8 protein-coding genes and 1 pseudogene are annotated in these 8585 nt (G+C 68.9%); 8 read left to right on the top strand and 1 reads right to left on the bottom strand.

The window, feature by feature from the left end; genetic code table 11:
- Nucleotides 1-208, bottom strand: a pseudogene (locus DW298_RS00775) (sugar kinase); the annotation flags it as partial.
- Nucleotides 209-321: 113 nt separating this feature from the next.
- On the opposite strand from DW298_RS00775, the gene DW298_RS00770 reads away from it, so the two are divergent.
- From DW298_RS00770 to DW298_RS00735, 8 genes are all read left to right on the top strand, one after another.
- Nucleotides 322-1431, top strand: a complete 1110-nt coding sequence (locus DW298_RS00770; protein WP_136040594.1) for a Gfo/Idh/MocA family oxidoreductase — start codon at nt 322-324, stop codon at nt 1429-1431.
- On the top strand, nt 1428-2951 hold the full coding sequence (locus DW298_RS00765; protein WP_136040593.1) for a sugar ABC transporter ATP-binding protein: 1524 nt from the start codon (nt 1428-1430) through the stop codon (nt 2949-2951). The genes DW298_RS00770 and DW298_RS00765 overlap by 4 nt, the downstream gene beginning before the upstream one ends.
- Nucleotides 2948-4051 carry an ABC transporter permease gene (locus tag DW298_RS00760; protein WP_136040592.1) on the top strand — a complete coding sequence of 368 codons (1104 nt, stop codon included), beginning with the start codon at nt 2948-2950 and terminating at the stop codon, nt 4049-4051. The genes DW298_RS00765 and DW298_RS00760 overlap by 4 nt, the downstream gene beginning before the upstream one ends.
- Complete coding sequence (locus tag DW298_RS00755) at nt 4048-5082, top strand: ABC transporter permease (RefSeq protein ID WP_136040591.1); 1035 nt, start codon at nt 4048-4050, stop codon at nt 5080-5082. Before DW298_RS00760 ends, DW298_RS00755 begins: the two co-directional genes overlap by 4 nt.
- 2 nt (nt 5083-5084) lie before the next feature.
- Nucleotides 5085-6293 carry a substrate-binding domain-containing protein gene (locus DW298_RS00750; RefSeq protein WP_136040590.1) on the top strand — a complete coding sequence of 403 codons (1209 nt, stop codon included), beginning with the start codon at nt 5085-5087 and terminating at the stop codon, nt 6291-6293.
- Between the two features lie 78 nt (nt 6294-6371).
- Nucleotides 6372-7235, top strand: coding sequence for a sugar phosphate isomerase/epimerase family protein (locus tag DW298_RS00745; RefSeq protein WP_136040589.1), 864 nt, complete (start codon nt 6372-6374; stop codon nt 7233-7235).
- Nucleotides 7232-8239: a sugar phosphate isomerase/epimerase family protein gene (locus DW298_RS00740; RefSeq protein ID WP_136040588.1), complete on the top strand. Its 1008-nt coding sequence runs from the start codon at nt 7232-7234 to the stop codon at nt 8237-8239. Before DW298_RS00745 ends, DW298_RS00740 begins: the two co-directional genes overlap by 4 nt.
- 19 nt (nt 8240-8258) lie before the next feature.
- The coding region (locus DW298_RS00735) for a Dabb family protein (protein WP_136040587.1) at nt 8259-8585 on the top strand (327 nt) is incomplete at its 3' end.

Here is an 8585-nt window from a genome sequence, read left to right as displayed (position 1 = left end):
GTCGCCCGCCGGTCGAGACGGCCTCCCCGGCGGGGCGGACGAGGTCGGCCGCGAGGAGCGCGTCCACCCGCAGGGCCACGGTCGACCGGGCGAGGCCGGTGAGCACGGCGAGCTCCGCCTTCGTCCTGGCGTGACCGTCGCGGAGGATCTGGAAGATCTCTCCGATCCCCGATGCGATCGCCGGAGCCGGCCTGAGAACGTCAACCATTGCGTCAGTAAACCACAGCACTTCGGCGTCCCGCCGATCGACTTCCGATTTCCGTCAGATAACTTTTGACGAAGCTCTAGCAAAAGTCTGCCGGTCTGTGTCAGAATCCCCGCATGACAACGGATGTCACTGACACCGGTCTCGGGACGATCCGAGCCGGCATCCTCGGCGGAGGATTCATGGCCCGCGTGCATCGCACCGCGGCCCGCGACGCCGGCGGCGAGCTACGCGCCGTCGCCACTCGTTCCCGCGAAGGAAGCCGCGATGCCGCGCTGGCGCTCGGCGCCGGTCGAGCCGAGAGCGACGCGGCGGCTCTTCTCGAGGCGGGGGACATCGATGTCGTGCACGTCTGCACGCCGAACGCCACGCACGCCGAACTCGCACTCCAGGCACTGCACGCCGGCAAGCACGTCGTGTGCGAGAAGCCGCTCGCCACGACGGCGCAGGACGCCAAGGTGCTCGCCGAGACCGCGGAGGCCCGCGGGCTGGTGGCGGCCGTGCCGTTCATCTACCGCTATCACCCGATGGTGCGCGAGGCCCGGGCACGGATCGCCCGCGGCGAGGCCGGCGACCTGCTCACCCTCGACTGCTCCTACCTGCAGGACTGGATGCTGCTGTCGAGCGACGACGACTGGCGGGTGCGCTCCGAGTCCGGTGGGGCATCCCGCGCCTTCGCCGACATCGGCTCGCACCTGTGCGACCTGATCGAGTTCGTGATCGGCGAGCGGATCCACGCGCTGAGCGCCCGCACCCGTCGCGTCTTCTCGGAGCGCTCCGGCCAGTCGGTCGACACCGAGGACATCGTCGCGGTGCTCGTCGAGACCGAGTCCGGCGCCCTCGGCACGCTGCTCATCTCGCAGATGGCCGCCGGCCGCAAGAACGCCCTGACCCTCGAACTGCACGGTTCCCGGCAGAGCCTGCGCTTCGAGCAGGAGCGGCCGGAGGAGCTGTGGATCGGCATGCGCGAGGAATCCCGGCTGCTGCTGCGCGACCCCGCCACCGCCGACCCGGATTCGGCACGGCTGCAGCGGGTTCCGGCCGGGCACGCGATGGGCTACCAGGATGCATTCAACGGCTTCGTCGCCGACGTCTATGCGGCGATCGCCGGGGCGGAACCCGACGGGCTGCCGACGTTCGCGGACGGCTACCGCTCGGCCGTGCTGACCGAGGCCGTGCTCGCTTCGGCGGCAGACGCCGGGCGATGGGTGGAGGTGACGGCATGATCGCGACCACGACAGAGCCCGTGCTGCAGGTGGCGGGCATCCGCAAGTCGTTCTTCGGCGTCGAGGTGCTCAAGGGGATCGACTTCGACGTGCGGCCCGGCGAGGTGCACGGCCTCGTCGGCGAGAACGGCGCGGGCAAGTCCACGCTCATGAAGATCATCGCCGGCGTGCAGCCGGCCGACGAGGGCACGATCTCGTATCTCGGTGAAGAGGTGCACCACGCGCACCCGCGCCAGGCGATGGATGCCGGCATCGTCACGGTCTTCCAGGAGTTCACCCTGCTGCCGGAGCGCACCGTCGCCCAGAACGTCTACCTCGGGCGCGAGCCGCGCCGGCGGGGATTCGTCGACCAGCGCGCCATGAACTCCCGGACCGCCGATCTGCTGACCGACCTCGGCGTCTCCTTCATCGAGCCGACCGCGCGCGTCGGCTCGCTCACGGTCGCCGAGCAGCAGATCGTCGAGATCGTCAAGGCGCTCTCGTTCGACGCGCGGATCATCTCGATGGACGAGCCGACCGCCGCGCTCAGCGACCGCGAGGTCGAGCTGCTCTACGCGATCATCCGCCGGCTCACCTCCCGCGGCGTCGCCGTGATCTACGTCTCGCACCGCTTGAAGGAGATCTTCGACCTGTGCGACCGCATCACGATCCTCAAGGACGGCGCGCTCGTCTCGACCGACGACACCGCGGCGCTCACCACCGACGAGCTCGTGCGACGCATGGTCGGCCGCTCCATCCAGTCGTACTTCCCGGACGCGGTCGAGGGTACGACGGTGGGGGAGGCGAAGCTCGAACTCGACGGTTGCGGCAACGCCTACGTCGACGGGGTGTCCCTCACGCTCCGCGCCGGGGAGATAGTCGGCATCGCCGGGCTGCAGGGCTCCGGACGCACGGAACTGGTGGAAGGGGTGTTCGGCATCCAGGCCTTCACCCGGGGGTCGATGCGCATCGACGGCGCGCCTGCGCGCATCCCGAACGCCCGCGCCGCGGTCCGCGCCGGCCTCGCCCTCGTGTCGGAGGACCGCAAAGCGCAGGGCCTCGCCCTCGGGCAGTCGGTCCTCGACAACGCGCTCCTCGTCGTCCGCAGCGTGTTCGCCGGCCGGACCGCCGCCTCCCGGCGCGAGGTGCCCGGCATCCTGAGCTCGCTCGAGGTGAGCTCGCAGGGCGTCGATCAGGAGGTGCGCTTCCTCTCCGGCGGCAACCAGCAGAAGGTGGTGCTGGCCAAGTGGCTGCTCACCCAGCCGCAGATCGTGCTCTTCGACGAGCCCACCCGCGGTATTGACGTCGGAGCGAAGTACGCCGTGTACCAGTTGATGCGCGAGCTCGCGGCGCAGGGGAAGGCCGTGCTGATGGTGTCGAGCGAACTGCCGGAGGTGATCGGCATGAGCGACCGGATCCTGGTCATGCACGACGGCGAGCTCGTCGCCGAGCTGCCGGCGGGATCCGCGGAGCACGAGATCCTCGGGGCCGCGACCGGTGCCATCGATCCCGGAACCGCGACGGACGGAGGTGCGCGATGAAGCGTCTGAAGATCGACTCCACGGTCATCGTGCTCGGCATCCTGCTGCTGGTCCTCGTCATCGGAGCGATCCTGGTCGGCACCGTCGGGCGCAACTTCCTCAGCGCCGGCAACATCCGCGACATCCTGACCGGCATGAGCGTGCTCGGGCTCGTCGCCATCGGGCAGACCCTCGTGGTGCTCGGAGCCTCCCTCGACCTCTCGGTCACCTACGTGATCAGCCTGTCGAGTCTGCTGGCGGCCACGATGATGAACGACAACGCCGCGAACATCCCGGTGGCCGTGATCGTCACGCTGCTCGTGTGCGCCGGTGTGGGTCTGGTCAACGGTCTCATCGTGACCGTGCTCAAGGTGAACGGCTTCATCGCGACGCTCGGCGTCGGCCTCATCCTGCAGGGCATCCTCAACACGAACTTCGAGGGGGCGGCGGGCAAGGTGCCCTGGGCGTTCCAGCTCATCGGCGCCACCGGCGTCGGACCCATCCCGGTATCCACGCTCATCATGATCGTGCTGGCCGTGGTCATCTGGGTGCTCCTCAACCGCACCCGCACCGGAGCCCATCTCTACGCCGTGGGCGGCGACCCCGAGATCGCTCGGCTGTCGGGGGTCCGCATCCGGATGCCGCTCATCTGGGCGCACGTTCTCTGCTCGGTGTTCGCCGGGCTCGCGGGTCTGCTGCTCGCCAGCCGCCTCGGCGTCGGCAGCCCCACGGTCGGGCAGCAAGGCGGCTACGCGCTGCTGTCGATCGCGGCGGTCGTGCTCGGCGGAACGCTGCTGCTCGGCGGACGCGGCTCCATCTGGGGCACGATCGGCGGCGTGGCGATCCTCGCGGTCGTCGACAACGTGATGAGCGTCATGCAGGTCAACCCGTTCCTCAAGGACGTCGTGCGCGGTGTCGTGATCGTCGCCGCGGTGGCCGTGTACAGCCGGCGGTCGATCATCCGCCGCCGTCCGCGCTTCGGCGCCGGAGGCACCCGCACCGGCGGGGACGATGCCGCGAAGGCGGCGGAGCCCGAGATGGCCGCCGCCGCGTCACAACTCGCAGACGTCACCACCACCGCACCCGATACCGGCACCGCCACGGAAGGAGGACGCTCATGAACGCGCTGCGCACCCTCGTGAGTCCCCGTGGGGCCGTGTTCCTGCTGCTCGTGCTGCTGCTGGTGGCCGTCACGATCCTGAACCCGAGCTTTGCCGAGCCCGGTCAGTTCATGCGCTTCCTCCAGCGGGTGGCGCCCATCGCGATCGTCGCGATCGGCCAGTACTTCGTGATCATCGCGGGGGAGTTCGACCTCTCGCAGGGCTCGCTCATCACGGCGCAGGTGATCATCGCCGGCAACCTGGTGGGCCAAGATGATGCCCGCACGGTGCCGGTCCTGCTGCTCATGATCGTCTTCGCGGTGGCGGTCGGCCTCGTGAACGGCGTGATCACGACACTGCTCAAGGTGCCGTCGTTCATCGTCACGCTCGGCATGATGCTCGCCCTCCTCGGCGGAGTGATGTGGTGGACCGGGGGAGCGGCGACCGGGAACCCGGCCGACAGCTTCCGCGAGATCGGTCGCGGTGGCATCCGCGACGTGCCGTTCCTCGAGTTCATCCCCTGGGCGGTGCTGCTGCTCATCGTGTGGCTGGGGCTCGGCATCTGGATCACCAAGCGGCCGCTGGGCAAGACGCTGATCGCGATCGGCGACAACGCCGGTGCGGTCGACTACGCCGGAGCCCGCCGCGCCTGGGTCACCACCCGCGCGTTCGTGATCTCGTCGCTCTCGGCCTCGCTGTCGGCCGTGCTCCTGGTCGGATACGCCGGTGTGCACCCCTCGGTCGGTCGCGGATACGAGTTCACCGCCATCACGGCCGTGGTGCTCGGCGGCGTCGTGCTGGGCGGTGGTCGCGGCTGGATCGTCGGCGCGGTCGCCGGTGCCTTCGCCCTCGAAGCCCTGTTCATGCTGCTCAACATCGCCGGGATCCCCTCGACGCTCCGCGATGCCGTGCAGGGCGTGATCATCATCGCCGCGGTCGCCTACTCCGCCGTCGCCTTCCGGGCACGGCGCAAGCGCGGCCCCCTGCCCTCAGATCTAGTCACTGCAGAACCCACAACCCGCACCATCAACACAGAAACCAGAGGAGATTAGCAATGCGACGATCGATGAAGATCGCCACCGCAGGGGTGGCCCTCTTCGGCCTCATCGCGCTCGCCGGGTGTACGACAGACCCGTCCGTGGCGCCGGCGGAGTCGGAGAACCCCGAGGAGACGGCAGAGACGACAGAGTGGTTCGACCAGGAGCTCTTCGACAAGCAGGACGAGGAGCGCGGCGTCACTCCGCAGGGGCCGGAAGACGAGCCGTACCTGCAGCACATCAACGCCGAGATGGTCGACACGGCGGAGTTCGCGAGCGAGGGAGCCAAGAAGGCCTGCTTCGCCAACGCCTCGATCTCCAACCCGTGGCGCCAGACCGGCTGGATCACGATGAACGAGCAGCTGAAGGCGCTGCAGGAGGCCGGCGCGATCAGCGAGATGGAGACCCGCGACGCGCAGGACTCCGATGACACGCAGATCGCCGACATCGACTACTTCATCTCCGAGGGTGAATGCGACGTCTTCCTCATCTCGCCGAACAGCACGGCGGCCATGACCCCGGCCGTCGAGCGGGCCTGCGAGACGGGCAAGCCGGTCATCGTGTTCGACCGCGGTGTGAACACCGACTGCCCGGTCACGTTCATCCACCCGATCGGCGGCTTCGCCTGGGGCATCGACACGGCCGAGTTCCTCATCGACAACCTCGAAGAGGGCGACAAGGTCGTGGCTCTGCGCATCCTCCCGGGTGTCGACGTGCTCGAGCACCGCTGGGCCGCCGCCGAGAAGCTCTTCGACGAGGCCGGCATCGAGGCCGTGGATCACTTCACGGGCGCCGACCCCGCCGAGATCAAGAGCATCATCAGCGACGAGCTCGCCAAGGGTGACGTGCACGGCATCTGGATGGACGCCGGTGACGGTGCGGTCGCAGCCATCGAGGCGTTCGAGGACGCCGGAGCGGACTACCCGGTCATGACCGGTGAGGACGAGATGAGCTTCCTGCGCAAGTGGAAGGACACGGGGCTCACGGGTCTCGCGCCGGTGTACTCCAACTTCCAGTGGCGCACCCCGCTGCTCGCGGCGCAGATGATCTTCGCCGGCGAAGAGGTTCCGAAGGAGTGGGTCCTCCCGCAGAAGCCGATCACGGAGCCCGAGCTCGACGACTACCTGAAGGCCAACGAGGGCATGCCCGACGGCCACTACGCCAAGTTCGGCGGGGAGAACCTCCCCGGCTACCCGACGGTGTGGCAGGAGCGCCAGATCCCGTAACCGAAATCCGCTCCCACCCTTCCGCTCCGCGTCTGTGGAGTGGGAGGGTGGGAGCGCTTCACGATCACAAGGACAACGATGCCCCGCACGATCGCCGTCAACACCTGGGTGTGGACGTCTCCGCTGACCGACGCGACCCTCGAGCCGCTCGCCCGCAAGGCCAAGAACCTCGGCTACGACGCGCTGGAACTGCCGCTCGAGAGCGTCGGCGACTGGGATCCGGCGCGAACCCGTGATGTGCTGGACGGCCTGGGGTTGGGCGCGATCGTGGTCGGAGCCATGGGGCCCGGACGCTCGCTGGTCGCCCGTGCCGGCGATGTGGCCGCGTCGCAGACCTACCTGCGCGCCTGCATCGCGGCGGCGCAGACGCTCGGAGCCGAGGTCGTGGCCGGTCCGTTCTACGCGCCCACCGGTGTGACATGGCGAATGGATGCCGCCGAGCGGGCGGCGGTCGTGGGGGAGCTGCGAGAGAACCTCGCGCCGCTCGTCGCCGAGGCCGCCGAGGCGGGCATCACACTGGCGATCGAGCCGCTCAACCGCTACGAGACGAGCCTGCTCAACACGGTCGAGCAGAGCCTCGATGCGCTCGGCCCGTTGCTCGGCGCGGGACTCGGGCTCGCGCTCGACACATACCACCTCGACATCGAGGAGAAGAAGCCCGCCGAGGCGATCCGGGCCGCCGGTGCCGCGATCGCTCACGTGCAGGTGTGCGGGAGCGACCGCGGAGCTGTCGGGGACGACCACACCGACTGGCCCGGGATCTTCGCGGCGCTCGACGACGCCGGCTATCGCGGCCCGCTGGGGTTGGAGAGCTTCACGGGGGAGAACGCCACGATCGCGGTCGCGGCCTCCGTGTGGCGGCCGCTCGCCCCGAGTCAGGACGAACTCGCCGCGCGCAGCATCGCCGCCCTCAGGTCTTTCGATACGAAGGAGCATCCATGAGCACGCATCCGGTCACCCTGTTCACCGGCCAATGGGCGGACCTGCCGTTCGAGGAAGTCGCCCGCCTCGCTGCCGAGTGGGGTTATGACGGGCTGGAGGTCGCCGCCTCCGGTGATCATCTCGACCTGCGGCGTGCCGATGAGGACGACGCCTATGTGGCCTCGCGCCGGGAGATCCTCGACCGGCACGGGCTGAAGATCTTCGCGATCTCGAACCATCTCGCCGGTCAGGCCGTGTGCGATGCACCGATCGACTTCCGACACCAGGCGATCCTGCGCGAGTACGTGTGGGGCGACGGCGAGGCGGAGGGCGTGCGGCAGCGGGCGGCCGAGGACATGAAGCGGGCGGCCCGCGTCGCGCGCAAGCTCGACATCGACACCGTGGTCGGGTTCACCGGCTCGTCGATCTGGCCGTATCTGGCGATGTTCCCGCCGGTTCCGGCATCCGCCATCGAGGGCGGGTTCGAGGATTTCGCCGCCCGATGGAACCCGATCCTCGACGTGTTCGACGCGGAGGGCGTGCGGTTCGCGCACGAGGTGCATCCGGGCGAGATCGCGTACGACTACTGGTCGTCGGTGCGTGCGCTGGAGGCGATCGAGCACCGGGAGGCGTTCGGGTTCAACTGGGACCCGTCGCACATGATGTGGCAGAACATCGACCCGGTCGGGTTCATCGTGGACTTCGCGGACCGGATCTACCACGTGGACTGCAAGGACACCCGGATGCGGCCGCACAACGGCCGGGCCGGGGTGCTCGGCTCGCACCTGCCGTGGGGCGACCCGCGGCGGGGTTGGGACTTCGTCTCGACGGGCCACGGTGATGTGCCGTGGGAGGACTCGTTCCGCGCGCTGGATGCGATCGGCTACGCCGGCCCCATCTCGATCGAGTGGGAGGACGCCGGGATGGACCGTCTACACGGCGCCCCCGAGGCGCTGGCGTACGTGCGGTCGCTGCTGTGGCCGAAACCCGAAGCTTCGTTCGACGCCGCGTTCAGCAACCAGTGACCACCCCGACAGGAGCCTCATGCCGATCCAGCACACCGTCGTCTTCCGTCTGATCCATCCGGCCGGTTCCGCGGAGGAACAGGAGTTCCTGGCGACCGGCCACGCCGTACTCACGTCGATCCCCGGCGTCGAGGACTTCACGATCCGTCGCCAGGTCAGCGCGAAGAGCGACCTCACACACCAGTTCTCGATGATGTTCGCCGATCAGAGCGTTTACGACGCCTATGACGCCCATCCGGCGCACCGGGCGTTCGTCGCGGAGCGGTGGCTGCCCGAGGTCGCCGAGTTCCAGGAGTACGACTTCCTCGAGGACTTCGACCTGAACACCTGGGCGCTCACCGAGTTC

The sequence above is a fragment of the Microbacterium sp. A20 genome, from assembly GCF_004794515.1.
Lineage (GTDB): Bacteria > Actinomycetota > Actinomycetes > Actinomycetales > Microbacteriaceae > Microbacterium.
Note: the sequence above shows the minus strand (reverse complement) of the source record. Positions and strands in the feature narration are given on the sequence as shown.